The 15846-nt window shown below is 62.6% G+C and carries 23 protein-coding genes; 10 read left to right on the top strand and 13 right to left on the bottom strand.

The window, feature by feature from the left end; translation table 11 throughout:
- Nucleotides 1–151: 151 nt before the first annotated feature.
- Nucleotides 152–754 (bottom strand): TetR/AcrR family transcriptional regulator, encoded by a 603-nt coding sequence (locus AC0L2H_RS21525; RefSeq protein ID WP_473592091.1) that lies wholly within the window; start codon nt 752–754, stop codon nt 152–154.
- 103 nt (nt 755–857) lie between these two features.
- Here AC0L2H_RS21525 and AC0L2H_RS21520 point away from each other — a divergent pair, with 103 nt between their 5' ends.
- The 3 genes from AC0L2H_RS21520 (at nt 858) to arr (ending at nt 2426) form a co-directional block, all read left to right on the top strand.
- Nucleotides 858–1304 (top strand): OsmC family protein, encoded by a 447-nt coding sequence (locus AC0L2H_RS21520; protein ID WP_473592090.1) that lies wholly within the window; start codon nt 858–860, stop codon nt 1302–1304.
- A 16-nt stretch (nt 1305–1320) separates the two neighbouring features.
- Nucleotides 1321–1707 (top strand): nuclear transport factor 2 family protein, encoded by a 387-nt coding sequence (locus tag AC0L2H_RS21515; protein WP_473592089.1) that lies wholly within the window; start codon nt 1321–1323, stop codon nt 1705–1707.
- A gap of 302 nt (nt 1708–2009) precedes the next feature.
- On the top strand, nt 2010–2426 hold the full coding sequence (gene arr / locus AC0L2H_RS21510) for an NAD(+)--rifampin ADP-ribosyltransferase (RefSeq protein WP_473592088.1): 417 nt from the start codon (nt 2010–2012) through the stop codon (nt 2424–2426).
- Nucleotides 2427–2452: 26 nt separating this feature from the next.
- Here arr and AC0L2H_RS21505 read toward each other — a convergent pair whose 3' ends face one another.
- From AC0L2H_RS21505 to AC0L2H_RS21480, 6 genes are all read right to left on the bottom strand, one after another.
- Nucleotides 2453–3064 (bottom strand): LysE family translocator, encoded by a 612-nt coding sequence (locus tag AC0L2H_RS21505; RefSeq protein ID WP_473592087.1) that lies wholly within the window; start codon nt 3062–3064, stop codon nt 2453–2455.
- A gap of 87 nt (nt 3065–3151) precedes the next feature.
- Nucleotides 3152–3523 carry a YkgJ family cysteine cluster protein gene (locus tag AC0L2H_RS21500; protein ID WP_473592086.1) on the bottom strand — a complete coding sequence of 124 codons (372 nt, stop codon included), beginning with the start codon at nt 3521–3523 and terminating at the stop codon, nt 3152–3154.
- Nucleotides 3524–3528: 5 nt separating this feature from the next.
- Nucleotides 3529–3696, bottom strand: a complete 168-nt coding sequence (locus AC0L2H_RS21495) for a hypothetical protein (RefSeq protein WP_167434503.1) — start codon at nt 3694–3696, stop codon at nt 3529–3531.
- A gap of 1 nt (nt 3697) precedes the next feature.
- Entirely contained in the window at nt 3698–4105 is a 408-nt protein-coding gene (locus AC0L2H_RS21490; protein ID WP_473592085.1) for a hypothetical protein, read from the bottom strand.
- Complete coding sequence (locus tag AC0L2H_RS21485) at nt 4105–4347, bottom strand: hypothetical protein (protein ID WP_473592084.1); 243 nt, start codon at nt 4345–4347, stop codon at nt 4105–4107. Before AC0L2H_RS21485 ends, AC0L2H_RS21490 begins: the two co-directional genes overlap by 1 nt.
- 295 nt (nt 4348–4642) lie before the next feature.
- The gene (locus AC0L2H_RS21480) at nt 4643–4852 is read right to left on the bottom strand and encodes a cold-shock protein (protein ID WP_006332139.1); all 210 of its coding nucleotides are present in this window, start codon (nt 4850–4852) and stop codon (nt 4643–4645) included.
- Nucleotides 4853–5138: 286 nt separating this feature from the next.
- On the opposite strand from AC0L2H_RS21480, the gene AC0L2H_RS21475 reads away from it, so the two are divergent.
- Nucleotides 5139–5423: a hypothetical protein gene (locus tag AC0L2H_RS21475; protein WP_473592083.1), complete on the top strand. Its 285-nt coding sequence runs from the start codon at nt 5139–5141 to the stop codon at nt 5421–5423.
- Nucleotides 5424–5687: 264 nt separating this feature from the next.
- On the opposite strand, the gene AC0L2H_RS21470 is transcribed toward AC0L2H_RS21475, so the two are convergent.
- The 3 genes from AC0L2H_RS21470 to AC0L2H_RS21460 are packed head-to-tail and all read right to left on the bottom strand — an operon-like array spanning nt 5688 to nt 8029.
- Nucleotides 5688–5897 carry a hypothetical protein gene (locus AC0L2H_RS21470; RefSeq protein ID WP_473592082.1) on the bottom strand — a complete coding sequence of 70 codons (210 nt, stop codon included), beginning with the start codon at nt 5895–5897 and terminating at the stop codon, nt 5688–5690.
- A complete protein-coding gene (locus tag AC0L2H_RS21465; protein WP_473592081.1) occupies nt 5897–6556 on the bottom strand; it encodes a glutathione S-transferase family protein in 660 nt (219 codons plus the stop codon). Before AC0L2H_RS21465 ends, AC0L2H_RS21470 begins: the two co-directional genes overlap by 1 nt.
- 30 nt (nt 6557–6586) lie before the next feature.
- Nucleotides 6587–8029: a patatin-like phospholipase family protein gene (locus AC0L2H_RS21460; RefSeq protein ID WP_473592080.1), complete on the bottom strand. Its 1443-nt coding sequence runs from the start codon at nt 8027–8029 to the stop codon at nt 6587–6589.
- Nucleotides 8030–8179: 150 nt separating this feature from the next.
- On the opposite strand from AC0L2H_RS21460, the gene AC0L2H_RS21455 reads away from it, so the two are divergent.
- Nucleotides 8180–8368, top strand: coding sequence for a CsbD family protein (locus AC0L2H_RS21455; protein ID WP_473592079.1), 189 nt, complete (start codon nt 8180–8182; stop codon nt 8366–8368).
- 58 nt (nt 8369–8426) lie between these two features.
- Here AC0L2H_RS21455 and AC0L2H_RS21450 read toward each other — a convergent pair whose 3' ends face one another.
- The gene (locus tag AC0L2H_RS21450) at nt 8427–9554 is read right to left on the bottom strand and encodes a metallophosphoesterase (RefSeq protein ID WP_473592078.1); all 1128 of its coding nucleotides are present in this window, start codon (nt 9552–9554) and stop codon (nt 8427–8429) included.
- Nucleotides 9555–9687: 133 nt separating this feature from the next.
- Between AC0L2H_RS21450 and AC0L2H_RS21445 the strand changes: the two genes are divergently transcribed.
- Complete coding sequence (locus AC0L2H_RS21445; protein WP_473592077.1) at nt 9688–10281, top strand: hypothetical protein; 594 nt, start codon at nt 9688–9690, stop codon at nt 10279–10281.
- Nucleotides 10282–10331: 50 nt separating this feature from the next.
- Here the strand turns inward: AC0L2H_RS21445 and AC0L2H_RS21440 are convergent, their stop codons facing one another.
- Nucleotides 10332–10958 carry a TetR/AcrR family transcriptional regulator gene (locus AC0L2H_RS21440; protein ID WP_473592076.1) on the bottom strand — a complete coding sequence of 209 codons (627 nt, stop codon included), beginning with the start codon at nt 10956–10958 and terminating at the stop codon, nt 10332–10334.
- A gap of 147 nt (nt 10959–11105) precedes the next feature.
- Between AC0L2H_RS21440 and AC0L2H_RS21435 the strand changes: the two genes are divergently transcribed.
- From AC0L2H_RS21435 to AC0L2H_RS21420, 4 genes are all read left to right on the top strand, one after another.
- Nucleotides 11106–11873: an NIPSNAP family protein gene (locus tag AC0L2H_RS21435; protein ID WP_473592075.1), complete on the top strand. Its 768-nt coding sequence runs from the start codon at nt 11106–11108 to the stop codon at nt 11871–11873.
- 114 nt (nt 11874–11987) lie between these two features.
- The gene (gene fumC / locus AC0L2H_RS21430) at nt 11988–13385 is read left to right on the top strand and encodes a class II fumarate hydratase (protein WP_473592074.1); all 1398 of its coding nucleotides are present in this window, start codon (nt 11988–11990) and stop codon (nt 13383–13385) included.
- Between the two features lie 149 nt (nt 13386–13534).
- Complete coding sequence (locus AC0L2H_RS21425; RefSeq protein ID WP_473592073.1) at nt 13535–13957, top strand: DoxX family protein; 423 nt, start codon at nt 13535–13537, stop codon at nt 13955–13957.
- Nucleotides 13958–14101: 144 nt separating this feature from the next.
- The gene (locus AC0L2H_RS21420) at nt 14102–14524 is read left to right on the top strand and encodes a DoxX family protein (protein ID WP_473592072.1); all 423 of its coding nucleotides are present in this window, start codon (nt 14102–14104) and stop codon (nt 14522–14524) included.
- A 5-nt stretch (nt 14525–14529) separates the two neighbouring features.
- Here AC0L2H_RS21420 and AC0L2H_RS21415 read toward each other — a convergent pair whose 3' ends face one another.
- Nucleotides 14530–15588: a serine hydrolase domain-containing protein gene (locus AC0L2H_RS21415; RefSeq protein WP_473592071.1), complete on the bottom strand. Its 1059-nt coding sequence runs from the start codon at nt 15586–15588 to the stop codon at nt 14530–14532.
- Nucleotides 15589–15846: the final 258 nt, after the last annotated feature.

Here is a 15846-nt window from a genome sequence, read left to right as displayed (position 1 = left end):
CATAAAGCACGCCCATCAACTAACATTGCTCAAGCCCGCAAGCGGGCTTGAGTGGCGGCATGGATTTCTAATCCAGCCCTACCAACCTCTAAAAACGAAAGGGCGGCCGAGAGGTCGCCCTTTCTGCATTTAAGGCTTGAAGCTGCCAGGCCTACACGGGCGCATCCGCGCGTTGCCGCGCTTGGCCGGCAAGCACGGCGCCTTCGATCAGGGCGGCAACCTCGTCGGCCACCGCCAGCACCGGGGCGCGGTCGCGGGTGGCGCGCGCGATCACCATCAGCCCTTCCAGCGAGGATTCGACAAGCAGCGCCAGGACGTGCGCGCGGCGTTCCGGCACCCCTGCCCTGACGAAGGCCTCCCGCAGCAGGCCGATCCATTGCTCGAAGGCCGTGCGGCACAGTTCCGCCAACTCCGGCGTCGGCGAATCCAGCACGACAGGCGCGATCGGACAGCCGAGCGAGAACTGGCTGTCCTCCAGCATGCGCGCCACCGACTGGTAGATATGATGAACGGCCACGGCCGGATCGCGCTCGGCGGCGAGCGCCTCTGTGAGCCCCTCCGTCACCCTGGCGATGCTGTCGCGCGTCACCTCGATGACCAGCTGGTCCTTGCCGCCCGGAAAATGGAAGTAGAGCGAGCCACGGGGTGCTGCGCTGGCGCTCAATATGTCGTTGAGCGAGGTGCCGTGGTAGCCCCGCTGCCTCAGCAGCAGTCCAGTCGCCTCGAGCATGCGGGTCCGGGTGTCTTTCGCCATGTCAGCCTCTGTCAGGAGCCGGCATTATAAGGCCTTGCCAGGGATATGACAACCGGTCTATATAATATGTAGATCAGTCTGCATACAAACGAGGAGAGGTTCAGTGACAGTCCGTGAATCATCAGCCGAATGGCAAGGCACGCTGAAGGAAGGTTCGGGCCGCTTGCGTCTCGGCAGCGGCGTCTTCGAAGGCGCCTATTCGTTTCCGTCGCGTTTCGAGAATGGCTCCGGCACCAACCCGGAAGAGCTGATCGCCGCCGCGCATGCCGGCTGCTTCTCGATGGCGCTGACCGCCATCCTCGGCCGCGACGGCCACGTCGCCCAGAACATCCGCACCATCGCCAAGGTCCACCTCGGCGCGACCGAGGCGGGGCCGGCGATCACACGCATTGAACTCGAAACCGAGGCCAAGATCGCTGACATCGCAGAAGATGAATTCGAGCGTCTGGCGCAGTCCGCCAAGTCGGCCTGCCTCGTCTCACGCGCCCTTGCCGACGTGCCTCGCATCACGCTCAGGGCCTCGCTCGTCGACGCCGTCAAAGGCCAATGAAACCAGGAGAATGGAGATGACACAGGAACTTGTCATGGACGCGGCCGCGAACGAGCTGTCCAGCCGGACCGCCGAGATCATGCGGCGCTACAACGAAGTGTTCCAGCGCCACGACCCGTCGGCGCTCGCCGAGCTGGTGGCTGAGGGTTGCGTGATCGAGAACACCGTGCCGGCGCCGGATGGCGCGCGCCACATAGGCCGCGAAGCCTGCATCGGGCTGTGGTCGGCGATCGCTACCCAACCGGGCACGCGTTTCGAGGTGGAGGAAACCTTCGTCGCCGGCGAGCGGGCGACGATCCGCTGGCGCTATTTCATGGCCGACGGCAAGTCGCTGCGCGGCGTCAACCTGATGCGGGTTGCGGGAGGGCGGATTGTCGAGGCGATGGGCTATGTGAAGGGGTAGCGCCGGCCTTCCGCCCTTCGCCACGCCCAAGTCCATATCGGGCGGCGGCGGTCTGCAATCTTTCGTCCGATCTTCCCCGGGGCGATTTCATCCGGAGATGGCAGCCCAAGGCTGCTCTCGCCTGCCGATTGGCATCGGCGAACAGGCTACCGCCCTACTCGCCTCAACGCTGAAATTTGCAGGAGAAGGAACGTGCCACACCTTCCTGCTATAATCGTGCACCCTGGGAGGGGATTGCGTCAAGCCGGGATACTTGTGGCATGAAGTCGGCCCTCGATTCGCATCAAAGGAGCCTCGAACCTATGTCAGCTTCCGCCAGCTTGTTTTCACAGTCGTTCTTTCACGGGACGCGGGCCGATCTGAAACCCGGAGACCTGATTGTCGTAGGTCACCAGTCCAACTTCGCCGAGGCCAAGCCGCTGTCCTGGGTCTATTTTGCGGGTACGCTGGACGCCGCTATCTGGGGCGCCGAACTCGCCGCCGGCAATGGGCCGGAACGGATCTATGTCGTGGAGCCGACCGGGCCGATCATGGACGATCCCAACCTGACCGATAAGAAGTTTCCCGGCAATCCGACGCTGTCCTATCGCTCCCGCGAGCCACTGCGCATCATTGCCGAAGTTACGAAGTGGCAAGGGCATCCACCTGAAAGGCTGCAGCAGATGAAGGATGGGCTCGCGCGCTTGCAGGCGGAAGGCACCGCTGAAATCATCGACTAGCCTGATGGGGAGGACTGTTTTCCTCGCTACCTCTCGGTCAGCGCCAGCTTGGCGCCAAGCATGACGAAGGCGCCGGCGAAGGTGCGGCGCATCCAGGTCATCACCATCGGCCGCGACACGACATGGCTGCGGATAGAGGCGGCGAAGATGCCGTAGCCGACGAAGACGACAAAGGTCAAAAGCATGAAGACGCTGGAAAGCTCCAGCATCTTCGACAGCGCATGCGGCTCGGTGGTGCTGACGAATTGCGGCAGGAAGGCGAAGAAGAAGATCGACAGTTTCGGGTTGAGGATGTTGATCAGGATGCCCGAGGTGATCACCTTGCCGGCCGAGCGCGGCGCGACATCCTGCCCGACGTTCAAGCCGCCGCTCTCCTTCAGCGTGTTCCACGCCATGTAGAGCAAATAGGCGACGCCCAGATATTTCAGCGTCTCGAAAGCGAGTGCGCTGGTGTGCAGCAACGCCGCCAGTCCGGTGATGGCGGCCGCCATATGCGGGATGATGCCGAGCGTGCAGCCGAAAGCGGCAATGATGCTGGCTCTGGTGCCACGCGAAAGGCCGGCGCTCAGCGTGTAGAGAACGCCGGTGCCGGGCGAAGCCACGACAATCAGCGACGTCAACAGAAATTCGATGCTCACGGGATGATCCTCCACGACCTGCCTGGCAAGCAAGTTATCGGGCCGAAGGTCGGCGCACAAGCGGTGGCGATTGGCGAGGAAACGGCGCTACGTCGGCAGCCCGTGCGCCTTGCGTGCCATCAGGCAATCGTCGTCGCCGGGCATGCAGGCGCGGCAGACATCCGGGCGCAGCTCGTAGATGCCGCAAGCAGTGTGCTTGCCAACCTCACCGGAAAGGGCTGAACAGCGCACGCCGTCGCAGCGCATGCCGGCTTCGTTCGAGGACACATATTTTTGCGGAATGCGGTCGAGCTGCGCGTCATCCTCGGTGGAAAAGCGCGGCCATTCGGCCGAATAGGAGCAGCAGGCACCGCAGCTCTGGCAGTCGAAGAGAGTGGCAGCTTCCTGCAGGGAAGAAAAGTCCGTGGCGATCGCCGCGGCAAGCTGCCCTGGCCGGACAGGATCGGCGTGCCGCGGCAAGGCTGCTATTTCTTCTTCTTGGTTTTGCGTGACGGCGCTTCGGCCGGCGTTTCGAACAAATCGACCGCAGCCCCGGTGGCTTCGCCTGCTTTCGGCGCGGCAGCCGGCTTGGCCGGCTTTGCGGCGGCAGCCGGTGCTGCCGGCTGGTCCTTGGCGGAAAACTTGATGGCCATATCAATCCTCGTCGGAAAAACGCGATGCCGGCGCGCGCGGGTTGCGCAGGCGGCCGATCAGCGCCGAGACCGCCGTGATGTTCATTTCCTCCGGCGACCAGTTCCTGGCCTCCGCGATATGATGCGGCGCCAGCTCGCGATGCGTGCTGCCGCTATAGGCGGCATCCTGATAGGTCTCACGCTCACGGGTCTTGGCATTTTCCCGCGCATATTCGATCAGATAGTTCGGGGCCTCGGCGCGGCCGCGCACGCCGACCCGCACCTGGGCATCGCCATGGGCGCGCTTGCAGCGCTCCAGTTTCTCCAGCACGCGCCGGACATATTCAACCGGCTTATCCAGGACCTCGACCATGTCGGCGATGGTCGCATCGGCGGCGATCGGGGTTTGCGGCACGCGCTTGGTGGCCATCAGCGTTTGCCCGCGCGTTTCGGCCCAACGCCCTTCGGCACGCCGGCAAGGGCCGCGGCAGCAGCCATGTCCTCGGCTTCCTTTTCCAGGCGCAGTTCGCGCAGCCGCGCGGTCTTGGCTTCGCGGGCCTGGCTGACGGCATCCTGCTCGGAAACGATGCGGTTGAGCGACATGGACTGGGTGCGAGTCTTGCTGAAAATGGATTCAGCCTGATCGCGGGATTTGTTCGAAGTGGCGGTCAAAGTCTTTCTCCTGTCCGGAGCGTGATGCCGAAACATGCCAGACCGGTCTTTCGGCCAAGACCAGGCACAAAGCAATACGGCGTCGGATTCAAATTACGGAAACCTTAGCATATCGGGCGGACGGGCGATGCTCTTTCGATCCGTGCCCGAAACGAAAAAGGCCAGGCATTGCCTGACCCCTCCTCCGCCAATCACCGGTGCCAGTACATCCGTGGTCACCGGCGAGGCTGAATTCCGTCATTGTTCATGCATGACGTTATCGCAAAACCGCTGCGCAGTTTTGCGCGACATGCATTCAGGCCGCCTTCAACTGGTCGGCCGACATCTTGCCCGACTTGTTGTCGCGGACCATCTCGTAGCCGAGCTTCTGGCCTTCGACGATATCGCGCATGCCGGCGCGCTCGACGGCCGAGATGTGGACGAAAACGTCTGCCGAGCCATCGTCAGGCTGAATAAAACCAAAACCCTTGGTGGCGTTGAACCATTTTACTGTACCGGTGGTCATGAAGAACCCTTTCCCTGGCAAATATTCGTTCGCCGTCGCGCGAATGCACAACAGCGTTTGTCTCGATTTTTGATGGGAGAAGTTCGTCAAAGGCGCGCTTGACGCGCGGATAACAAAAGTCGTTCAAACAAACATCGACAAATTTCCTATAGACGTCTTTTGACGCGATGTCAATTTTTGGTAGTGTCTTGGTTGGATGCGGTTGCACCGAAGCTGGGCAAGCACGGGCCGTACAAAACGAAAGCCGTCGCCTGATGCCGATAAAAGACAGCACCGGGAGGGCCGCGTGAAACGCGCGTTTCTATTCGGGCTCACGGCCCAGCTGATCTTCATCGGCGCGACCTTCCTTGTTTTTGATGATCTGATGATCCCGATGGCGCGGTCTCCGCTCATTGGCATTGTCGCATTGTGTTTGGGCACCGCGAGCGCATATTTCGCTTGGAAGGCGACGGCTCATCCGTCATGGCTGGTCAAAATCGGGATGTGGATTGTTGGTTTTCTTGCCATCTATGCTTTGATCCCCATCATCGAAATCGTCTTCGTGCTGATCATTCCGCTTATTTCAAACTGAGACACTGCCCGATTTTTTGCATGGCGCCCCCAGTAGAGATTCGCTGCCGGCGCCTGAGTGTGGATCGTGCGCTAAAAGCGCCGGCTTAAAAAAAAGCACGATACCTGGAACCTTTCTGGTTCCTGCGCATTTTGATTTTGTCAGCAGTTCAGAGAGCAATTTCGGAAAGGCTGACAAAAGGACGCCTCCCGCGCAATAAAACGCGCGAGGGGCGTTCTTCTTTATGGGCTCAAGCAAATTATTGTTTTTATGGGCTCAAGCAAATTATTGTGGCGAAGGCCTTGCCACTAACCGTTCCTGGCCGGTCGGGCGGACGACGATCTCGTTGACGTTGATGCGCGGGTGCTGGCTCGCCGCATAGAAAATACCGGCCGGGCGGCGGGCGGCAACTGCCACCTTTGCCCCCGGCGGCGGCTGGCGAGTGCGGCGGCTGTCGCCGCGTCGATGCGCACGATACTCTTGGAGTCCTGTCATCAGTCCTGTTCGTGCGGTCCCGGTTCCGGCCAGGTCTCCCTGGCAGCCTCCTCATACCAGTGCCGCATCGCCGGCGTTGAGAGCACGGCGTCGACATAAGCCCTGATATCCGGCGCCAGTTCGCCGCCATAGGTGTCGAAGCGGGTGACGATGGGCGCATACATGGCATCGGCCGCGGTGAAATGACCGAACAGGAACGGCCCGCCCTTGCCGTATCCCTCCCGGCATTGCCGCCACAGGCTTTCGATTCGCGCCCGTTGCGCCTCGCCTTCGACATCGAGCGGCTTATAGGCCTTCGGCCGACGCAGATTCATCGGCCAGCCATAGCGGACCTCGCGAAAGCCGGAATGCATCTCGGTCGCCACTGAGCGTGCCAATGCGCGCGCCTCGATAGCGGCCGGCCAGAGCTTCTTCTCGGGATAGAGGTCGGCAAGATATTCGAGGATGGCGAGAGTTTCCCAGATGATTCTGCCATTATGATTCAGCACCGGCACCAGCCCGGTCGGCGACACCTTGGCAAGGTTGGCGGCGGTTTCAGGCGTGCGCAGGCGCACGAATCCCTCCTCGAACGGGATCTCCAGATGCTTCATCGCCACCCATGGCCTCAGCGACCAGGACGAGAAGCATTTGTTGCCGATAAAGAGCGTGAATTCAGCCAAGATAGTTGCTCCGTGTTGAACGCGGCGGGCTCAATTTTCCTGTGCCGCAGCTATTTGTGCTCTCGGTGCGACACCGGCGCGGGCTCGGATGGCGGCGACAGCCTTGGCGATATCCGCATTGACCAGCACCGCCTTGTGGCCAGCCTCGATGGCGAGATCGACCTGCTCCACCGGCAGTCTCAGCCTGGTGGGGATGGCGTTCAGCCTGACCTGCATTGCCTGATCCATATCTGCAAAGGACAGATGCTGGACCACGAGCCGGACATCACGGCAGTTCCAGCCGACGGCCGAACCGCGATAGGCGGACACGGTCGAGGCGGGCAAGCCGCAGCGGTAGCGCACGAGTTCGCCCTGCCATTGCGAGACGGCCAGCGTCAGCGCGTCGAATTCGTCGCGCACCGAGGCGGCGAGCGTGGTGCTGGTCGTAACGTTGAGCAGTTCGCTGGCCTTCGGCCCGTGCAGCGACTTTGCCCAGTTCCGGTCGCTGCCGCTGCCGGCATCTACGACGATGAAGATCAGCGTCGTCAGCCGAACGGCGGCCGACGGCGAGAGCGGTCCGTAAGGCGTGCTTGCGGCGTAGCGTTCGAGCGCGAAACCAGTGACGCCGATATTGTCGGTCAGGCCACCGTCCAGCAGCTTCACATAGTCGCGCGGGCCGGCATTCTGGTAGGCATCGAGCGCGGCGGCGTAAGCCTTCAACCTCAGCGGCGCGTTGTGATCGGCAAGCGCCCGGCTCAGCCATTGCGGCCTTTGATAACCGCAATCCGGGCTGGTCGCGGCGACGACGATCGGCGCGAAGACGATCGGCACCGCGGCCGAAGCCGCCACCGCATCGGCAAGCCGCACCTTGTCGAGGTCGCTGCACAGAGCCGCGAAGGTGTCGTAGGTGAACAGGAACGGCGTGCGGTTGTAGATGTCGGAAGCATTGATCCACACGATAGGGCCGGCGGGCCTGCGGAACGCGTCGAATGTCGCGCCGTCGAAGAGATGGTCGTTCAGCCATTTGGCGAAGCCGCTGCGGTCGTTGACGCCGCCATAGTAGGCGCGCACGAGATTGACCGGCGAAATTCTTTCCCTGAGGTCGGCTTCCGCATTCTGGATCAGGAACCGCTCGCGAAAATCGCGGTAGCCGTCCTTGCCCTTGTAGCCGAAATAGGCGGCGGCCACCGCACCGCCTGACGCACCGGAGATCATCCTGACATTGTCGACGAGGGTGCGCCTGCGCGGCCGCTCGTCGATGACGATGTCGTCCAGCGCACGCAGCACGCCGTAGGAGAAGGCCGCGGCCCTTGTACCACCGCCGGAGAAGGCGAGGCCGACCACGGTCGAGCCGTCGTCACCCGGATCGGGAATGTAGGTCGGCGACGGTTGGCCGGCCTGGGGAGTGAAGACGTTGATCGGCCCGACATCGTCGGCGACGCAGCCGGCCAGAAGTACCGAGGCCACAACGGCACAGACAAGGTGAAAACGCATCGAACTCCCCGGCCTGTCCTCGTACGCAGCCGGGCAGAACCTAGCCGCATTGCCTCGCCCGGCGCAACCAGTCGCTCAAGAGATTACACGGCATGGAACCGAAGCCGCACCGGCCCGTTCTGCCTCCCGCGGACGAAACAACCCCAGGAGATGCGCACAATGGTGAACAAGGATCAGGTGGCGGGCGTGGCCAAGCAGGTCAAAGGCTCGGTCAAGCAAGCCACCGGCAAAGCCACGGGCAACCGGCAGACCGAGGCCGAGGGTGCAACCGACAAGATCGCCGGCAAGGTGCAGAAGGGCTATGGCGACGTGAAGGACAAGGTGAAGAAGGCGCTTTGATAGGGCATTGCGCCACCGAGGCGACGAGGAAGGTGGCTTCGGCTGCCTTTTTTTGTTTCTAGAACTCCTTGGAGAAAGCATTGGTGAAAGCGACTTCGCCATGGTCGCCGGTTGCCTCGCCCAGCACCACATCCATGCCGTCACTGGTCACCCGCGCCAGCGCGAAGCCGCCCATATAGGCGGCTTTCGGCTTGAACAGATCGACCCCGTCGCTGCGGTAGATCATCGGCACCTCGTGCTGGTGGCCGTGAAAGATGGCGATGACATTGTAGCCCTTCAGCGTTGCCAGCAGCGCCTGCCGATCCGCCTCGCTCCACCAATGCGGGGCGCCGGCGCCTTCATCGTCAAAGGTCCGCCTGGCCGGATCCCACCGCTCGATGGAAAAAGTGTCCCAGCCATAGTGCTGGAACAGGATGACGGGGCGGCCGTCGCCGGCATAGGTCGCCAGATCCTGCCTCAGCCATGGCAGGCTGGAGACCGCGCCATGGCCGGTGTCGCCGGCGAAGCGGTGCGTCTGGACGAGGTGCAGGCCACCCCAGTCCCAGGAATAACAGTCGGTATCGACATCGTACTCGGTCGCCGGCACCGGCGGCTTGAAGAACACGCCCGGGCGGTGGTTGACCTCGACATAGTCGCGCAATTCGCGCCGGTACCAGTCGACATGCGGCGGCGGGCCGTTCTGGTCGAGATCATGGTTGCCGAGCCCGACATAGACCGGCATGTGCACGCGATCGGGGCCGACGCCTTGCTGATAGCGTTGGCTGAACTGGAGAAGCTGCGTGCCCTCGCTAGGCTCGGTGATCTGGCCGCCGCCATCGTCGGTCATGTCGCCGCCGACGACGAGGCCGAGCGGCGTGGCGATGCGGCTGCCGGCCGAGCGCAGGCCGGTGGCGACGCCGCCGATTTCGGCAGGCCATTGCTTGTCGCCGATGCCGTTCAGAGCCGCGACACTGCGCAGCAAGGCCGCGTCGGTCTTGCCTTCCTGCTGGCAATTCGGGCTCAAGCCGCTGGCCATGCGGCAGGCATGGACATCGGCGATGAACAGAAAGGTGGCGTCGATGGGCTGGACGCGCTGCCCGGTCTGACTGAGCGCGGGACGCGCAAAGGCTCCTATCGCAGCAAACCCCACGGCTTGCGCCAGGAAGTTGCGCCGGGAGACCGATTTCGACGAGCGGCAATTCTTCATGCACTGAAATTCGCATGACCGGCGCCCGGCCGTCCAGTCTCGCACCGAATTCCATCGGCCATCGACAGCGTGGCGTCAGTCTGGCATTCCTTTTGGGCTAACGCCCAAGTTGTGAAGGAAAGAGGAGGCCCTCATGAGAGTTGCCGCCATCGGCATTACATTTGTCATCCTGGCCACGGCGAACACCGCGCACGGCGCCGAATGCATAGACGCCAAGGCCGCCAAGGCCGGCTTCATCCTTTCGAAGCCGGGCATAAGCAGCGAGTTTCGACCCGCGGCCGGCGGAATGATGCATGTCGCCAACACATATGAATCCGCCTCGCCGCAGACGCAATTCCTGTTCGGCGGCCTGATCGAGGTGTTTCGCGACAGCAAGACGGGTCAGCTTGCGATGATCCCCTTTTCCGATCTCCGAAAGCTGTTTCCGCTCAAGGCAGGGGCGAAAAGCAAGACGATTTTCGTTCGTCTGGCGCCAAACAAGCAACCGAAAGGCACGGAGACGCTGGAACTCGCCGTCAAAGGCAAGGAAACGTTCAGCCTGGGCACCTGCAAATACAATGTGCTCGCCGTCAAGGAGACGATCAAGAACCAGGCCGGCGAAACGCTGGATGAGTTCACCGCGCTCTACGCGCCCGACCTGCAGGCGGTTCTCGCCAAACGCTACGACGAGGGCACGAGCGCCGAAAGCGTGGTCGGCTATGAGGTGATCAAGCCATTGGCGGAGTAGGTCCGCAGCCTGAACACTGGAGCGTTGGCGGGACAGCTGTCCCGCCGGCATCAAAGGGTTTTGGGTCGCAGCAGCACCCGGCGACGTCGCTTCGTAACTGCGCCTCCTGACGATGACGAAGCCGGGGAAGCCCTCTGCTCCAGCGCGTTCAAGCAATCGCGCAGCACGCCGGCGTCCTGCGCCGTCTTGGCCATCGACATGGCGCCGGAATAGACAGCGACTGCCAGCGCCGCGAAGTGCTCGGGATCGATGCCCCCACCTGCTTGCCGGTCGGCCCTGGCCTTGTCGGCGATCGCCTGGCGCCATGCCGAAAAGATGCCGGCAAGGGCCATGCGGAAATCCGGATCAGCCAGCGACAATTCATGCGCCAGATTGTTGAGCGGGCAGCCGCGCACGAAACCCTGGCTCTCAAGCTCCGCCGCCACAGCCTCGAACACCCTGCGCACGCCCTCGCGGGCCGAGGCAGCCGCTTGCACCGGGGCGATCCAGGTTTCCTCGACGGCAGTTGCCACCCGCTCCTCGATCACCGCCAAAGCCAGCGCCTTCTTGGTCGGAAAATGGTGGTGCAACGCGCCACCGGTGACGCCCGCCGCCGCCATCAGGTCGCCGATGCTGGAGGCGTGATAGCCGCGCGCCTGGAAGGAGGCTTCCGCCACGTCGAGCACGCGTTTGCGCATGCCTTCGGGATCGTTCGTGCGCTTCCGGGACCGCGTTGTTGTGGGAGAGCCGTTCGCTGCTGACATTTCCCAGAGATAGCAGATTGACAAAACAGGACAACCGGTCTGTCTTAAAACAGGACGATCATCCTGTTTTGGAGTCGAGCGATGAACCTGCCCCTGAATGCGCCGCCGAAATCCGGCCTCAACGCCTCGCCTGTCGTCGAACTCAGGCAATATGTGCTGAAGCCCGGCCAGCGCGAGACGCTGATCGGCATCTTCGACGGCAGGCTGATCGAAGGCCAGGAAGCGGCCGGCATGACCATCATCGGCCAGTTCCGCGATCTCGACCGCCCTGACATGTTCGTCTGGCTGCGCGGCTTCGGCGGCATGGCCGCGCGGAAGGACGCTCTGACCGCCTTTTACGGAGGACCGGTATGGGCTGCCTGGCGCGACGCCGCCAATGCGACGATGATCTCGTCCGACGACGTGCTTCTGCTCAAACCGGCGTGGCCTAGTGCCGGGTTCGACCTGCCGGCATCGCAGCGGCCGAGCCCGTCGGACGATGAAAAACCAAACTATGAGAGCTACTTGAAGGATATCGTTGTCATCCGGATTCATCATTTGCGACCGGGCGCCGAGGCTGGTTTCGCCAAAGACTTCGAAACGAAAGCCGTTCCGGTGCTCAAAACGCTCGGTGCAAAGCTGCTCGGCGCCTTCGTCAGCGAGCATGCCGAGAACAGTTTTCCGCGACTGCCGGTGCGGGCTGGCGAGAACGTCTTCATCAGCGTCACCGGTTTCGACAGCACCGAGGCGCATGCCCGCCATGAGGCAGCCTTGGCCGCCTCGCCCGAATGGCAGGCGCTACAATCAGACCTGGCAAAGCCGATCGAGACGTTGCGGCTGTCGCCGACCGCGCAATCGCTGCTCGGCTGAAGTTCATACGCTGCACCTTCAACCGATTTGCATCCACATCCCTCACAATCTCCGCTTGAAGCCTTTTGTGCAACGCGATACGCCGTTGCCGAATTCGACAGACCGGAGAGACAAGTGAGCGCGCCAAAGACCAGAACCGAAACCGATACATTCGGTCCCATCGAGGTCCCGGCGGACCGCTACTGGGGCGCGCAGGCGCAGCGCTCCCTTGGCAATTTCAAGATCGGCTGGGAGAAGCAGCCGGTCTCGATCGTGCGTGCGCTCGGCATCGTCAAGCGCGCGGCGGCGGAAGCCAATATGGAGCTGAAGCGGCTCGATCCGGCGATCGGCAAGGTGATCATCGAAGCCTCGCAGGAGGTCATCGACGGCAAGCTCAACGAGCACTTTCCGCTGGTCGTCTGGCAGACCGGCTCGGGCACGCAATCCAACATGAACGCCAATGAGGTGATCTCTAACCGGGCGATCGAGATGCTTGGCGGCGTCATGGGGTCGAAAAAGCCGGTGCACCCCAACGACCACGTCAATATGAGCCAGTCGTCGAACGACACCTATCCGACGGCCATGCATATCGCCTGCGCCGAGCGCATCGTGCACGATCTCCTGCCGGCGCTGAAGCATCTGCACAAGGCGCTTGAAGCCAAGACCAAGGCGTTCGCCCACATCATCAAGATCGGCCGCACCCATACGCAGGATGCCACTCCCCTCACCCTTGGCCAGGAATTCTCCGGCTATGCCGCGCAGGTCGCCTCGTCGATCAAACGCATCGAGTTGACACTGCCCGGCCTGCAGGAACTGGCGCAAGGCGGCACAGCCGTCGGCACCGGCCTCAACGCGCCGGTCGGCTTTGCCGAGAGAGTGGCGGATCGCATCGCCGCCATCACCGGCATCGCTTTCGTCACCGCGCCGAACAAGTTCGAGGCGCTGGCGGCGCATGATTCCATGGTGTTCTCGCACGGCGCCATCAACGCCTGCGCCGGCGCGCTGTTCAAGATCGCCAACGACATCCGTCTGCTCGGCTCCGGCCCGCGCTCCGGCCTCGGCGAACTGTCGCTGCCGGAAAACGAGCCCGGCTCTTCGATCATGCCGGGCAAGGTCAACCCGACCCAGTGCGAGGCGTTGACGCAGGTCTGCATCCAGGTGTTCGGCAACAATGCCGCGGTGACCTTCGCCGGCAGCCAGGGCCATTTCGAACTCAACGTCTACAATCCGCTGATGGCCTATAATTTCCTGCAGTCGGTGCAGCTTCTGGCCGACGCCTCGATCTCGTTTACAGACAATTGCGTCGTCGGCATCGAGGCGCGGGAAGACAACATCAAGGCCGCGCTTAACCGCTCGCTGATGCTGGTAACCGCGCTGGCGCCGACCATCGGCTACGACAATGCCGCCAAGATCGCCAAGACCGCGCACAAGAACGGCACCACGCTGCGCGAGGAGGCTTTGGCCACCGGGCTGGTCAGCGAGGCGGACTACGACCGGCTGGTGCGGCCGGAAGATATGACGCATCCTGGGTAAGAGGGGCGGTCTGAAAGACACGGCTAATCACAAGCGGGCCAATCACGATAGCTTTACTGCGGTGAACGATCTGTCACCACATATGCATCTTTGGTGAACAGTGGTCCTCCTCTATCTGAATGGGCATCAATCCCATTCGGAGACCCGCCATGTCCACCAACACTTCCGTCGCCGGTACCGGCACCGCTTCAAGCGCTTCAACCACGATCCTGCTCGGCCGCATCCTGCTGTCCGTCATTTTCCTGCTTTCCGGTTTCGGCAAGCTCACCGCCATTGCCGGCACCGCTGGCTATTTCGGCAGCCTCGGCCTGCCGCTGCCGACCGTAACCGCCATCGTCGTCGGCCTGATCGAGCTGCTTGGCGGCCTTGCCATCCTGGTCGGCTTCCAGACGCGCATCACTGCCTGGGTGCTAGCGATCTTCACCATCGCCACGGGCCTGGTTGCCCATACCGGCTGGGCCGATCAGATGCAGATGATCAGCTTCATGAAGAACCTGGCGATCGCCGGCGGCTTCCTCGTACTGGCTTCCTCGGGCGCCGGCGCGCTCTCGATCGACGCCAAGCGCGGCTGAAGCAGGCCAGAGATTATCTATGGAAAAAGGGGCGCGGAATTTTTCGCGCCCCTCTTTCGTTGTCTGGGCATACGTCCCGAACCAGCGATTTCTGCTAGACTGGTACCGGAACAGGCCGACCGGCCGCCGACAACGGAGGTGACCATGCCCCGTAATGTGCTGCTTCTCATTTCCCGGCTGCTGCTCGCCGCGCTGTTCGTTCCGTCCGGTTTCCACGCGCTCGCCGACATCGCCGGCACCTCAGGCTATTTTGCCGGGCTTGGCCTGCCGCTGCCGACATTGGCTGCCTGGGGCACCGGCCTGTTCGAGCTGATCGCCGGGCTCGCTATCCTCATCGGTTTCAAGACGCCGATCGTGGCGCTGCTGCTCGCCGCCTTTTGCGCTGCCGCCGGCTTTATCGGCCATTACGGCCAGGGCGGCGGCGATCCGACGCTGACCTTCATGCATTCACAGATGCTGATGAAGGACATCGCCATCGCTGGCGGTTTCCTGGCGCTGGCGATGGCGGGCGCCGGGGCATATTCGCTCGACGGTCGAGCGTTTGGAGTCGGCGCCGACGTCACCTGACCGCCTCAGGTGCCCCAAAAATTGGCCAGAATGATCTCGCGCCAGACGCGGGTCGGCGTCACCCAGGCATCCTGGGCGTTGTACTTGCCTGCATAGATCACGGCGGCGATGTCGGCCTCGGGCATCAGCCAGAGCCGCTGTCCGCCATTGCCGAAACCCCCATACCATGATTTCGGGGCGGCGAATGCTGGCGCCGGTGCGTCGCCGGTGAACCACAACCGGCCATAACCAAGGCCGTCCGGCGTCGAGATCGCAGGCGTGAACGACGCCTCTATCCAGCCTTCGGACACGATTGTTTGTCCGTTCCACACGCCCTTGCGAAGAAGCATTTGGCCGATCTTCAGAAGATCCGGCGCGGTCAACCGGAGCCCGGATGCCGCCGAAGCAACGCCGTCATTGCCGGCTGACCAATGGAAGCGCTCGATGCCGAGCGGCGTGAACAACGCATCACGCGCGAAGTCCGGCAGCGATTGACCTGTGCCTCTCGCGATGATCGCGCCAATGAGCGCAACGCTGCCTCCGGAATAGATCCAGCGGCTTCCGGGCTCGGCAATGATCGGCCGATCGAGGACGAAGCGATAGCGATCTGGGGCGAGTTCCATCGCGATCTCGCTGTTAAGCGGATCGCTGTAGGGGCGGTTTTCATCCCATTCCATGCCTAGCGTCATCGTCAGCGCATGGCCGATCGCAATCCTGGCGCGAGCCGGATCCTGGGCAAGATCGGCATATTCCGGAAACTGCGCTAGAAGCGTCGCTTCGGGCGGCGGCACCAGTTGCTTGTCGAGCGCGATGCCATAGAGCAAGCTGACAATGCTCTTGGTCACCGAGCGCAGATCGTGCAGTGCGCCGGCGTCGAAGGCGACATGCCCCAGCGGGCGACCCCACTCCTCGTCGATACCTTGCGTATAATGCTCAAGGAAGACGCTCCCGGAATGGGAAGCCAAAACGACATGCAGGTCGCGTAGCAGGCCGGACTCGATGCCTGCAAGCAATTTGCGCTTGATTGCCGGATCGTAACCGAGTGCCTCGGCTGCGGAACCGGACGATGGCTCTGCACTGCTCATGGATTTTTCGCTCCGCGTTTGCCCACCGCCACGAAACTCCGGATCATTTTACCGAGGCATCTATTTGACGAAAACGGCCTATTTCACCGAAACGCTGGGCCCGCCCTCGACCGCCAGCACCAGCCGGCGGTTGGTGACCCTCGCCAGTTGCGCCAGCCGGCCGGCCGGCCGCTCGCCGTAGAGCTGTGTCTTATAAACATATCCGAGCCCACGAGACGCTCATGAATAGGGGGTTGGGGGGTGTAGGATTAATTAAAA

The sequence above is a fragment of the Mesorhizobium sp. WSM4871 genome (genome assembly GCF_055811295.1).
The sequence above is the reverse complement of the archived record's forward strand: the minus strand, read 5'-3'. Positions and strand labels throughout refer to the sequence as shown.

Bases quoted from the DNA above. Each gene is read 5' to 3' on its own strand.
- AC0L2H_RS21435 (WP_473592075.1), top strand. From the start codon at position 11,106: ATGAACCTGCCCCTGAATGCGCCGCCGAAATCCGGCCTCAACGCCTCG.
- AC0L2H_RS21515 (WP_473592089.1), top strand. From the start codon at position 1,321: ATGACACAGGAACTTGTCATGGACGCGGCCGCGAACGAGCTGTCCAGC.
- AC0L2H_RS21415 (WP_473592071.1), bottom strand. From the start codon at position 15,588: ATGAGCAGTGCAGAGCCATCGTCCGGTTCCGCAGCCGAGGCACTCGGT.
- AC0L2H_RS21460 (WP_473592080.1), bottom strand. From the start codon at position 8,029: ATGCGTTTTCACCTTGTCTGTGCCGTTGTGGCCTCGGTACTTCTGGCC.
- AC0L2H_RS21490 (WP_473592085.1), bottom strand. From the start codon at position 4,105: ATGGCCACCAAGCGCGTGCCGCAAACCCCGATCGCCGCCGATGCGACC.
- AC0L2H_RS21480 (WP_006332139.1), bottom strand. From the start codon at position 4,852: ATGACCACCGGTACAGTAAAATGGTTCAACGCCACCAAGGGTTTTGGT.
- AC0L2H_RS21420 (WP_473592072.1), top strand. From the start codon at position 14,102: ATGCCCCGTAATGTGCTGCTTCTCATTTCCCGGCTGCTGCTCGCCGCG.
- arr (WP_473592088.1), top strand. From the start codon at position 2,010: ATGTCAGCTTCCGCCAGCTTGTTTTCACAGTCGTTCTTTCACGGGACG.
- AC0L2H_RS21450 (WP_473592078.1), bottom strand. From the start codon at position 9,554: ATGAAGAATTGCCGCTCGTCGAAATCGGTCTCCCGGCGCAACTTCCTG.
- AC0L2H_RS21495 (WP_167434503.1), bottom strand. From the start codon at position 3,696: ATGGCCATCAAGTTTTCCGCCAAGGACCAGCCGGCAGCACCGGCTGCC.
- AC0L2H_RS21445 (WP_473592077.1), top strand. From the start codon at position 9,688: ATGAGAGTTGCCGCCATCGGCATTACATTTGTCATCCTGGCCACGGCG.
- AC0L2H_RS21440 (WP_473592076.1), bottom strand. From the start codon at position 10,958: ATGCGCAAACGCGTGCTCGACGTGGCGGAAGCCTCCTTCCAGGCGCGC.
- AC0L2H_RS21470 (WP_473592082.1), bottom strand. From the start codon at position 5,897: ATGACAGGACTCCAAGAGTATCGTGCGCATCGACGCGGCGACAGCCGC.
- AC0L2H_RS21455 (WP_473592079.1), top strand. From the start codon at position 8,180: ATGCGCACAATGGTGAACAAGGATCAGGTGGCGGGCGTGGCCAAGCAG.
- AC0L2H_RS21525 (WP_473592091.1), bottom strand. From the start codon at position 754: ATGGCGAAAGACACCCGGACCCGCATGCTCGAGGCGACTGGACTGCTG.
- AC0L2H_RS21425 (WP_473592073.1), top strand. From the start codon at position 13,535: ATGTCCACCAACACTTCCGTCGCCGGTACCGGCACCGCTTCAAGCGCT.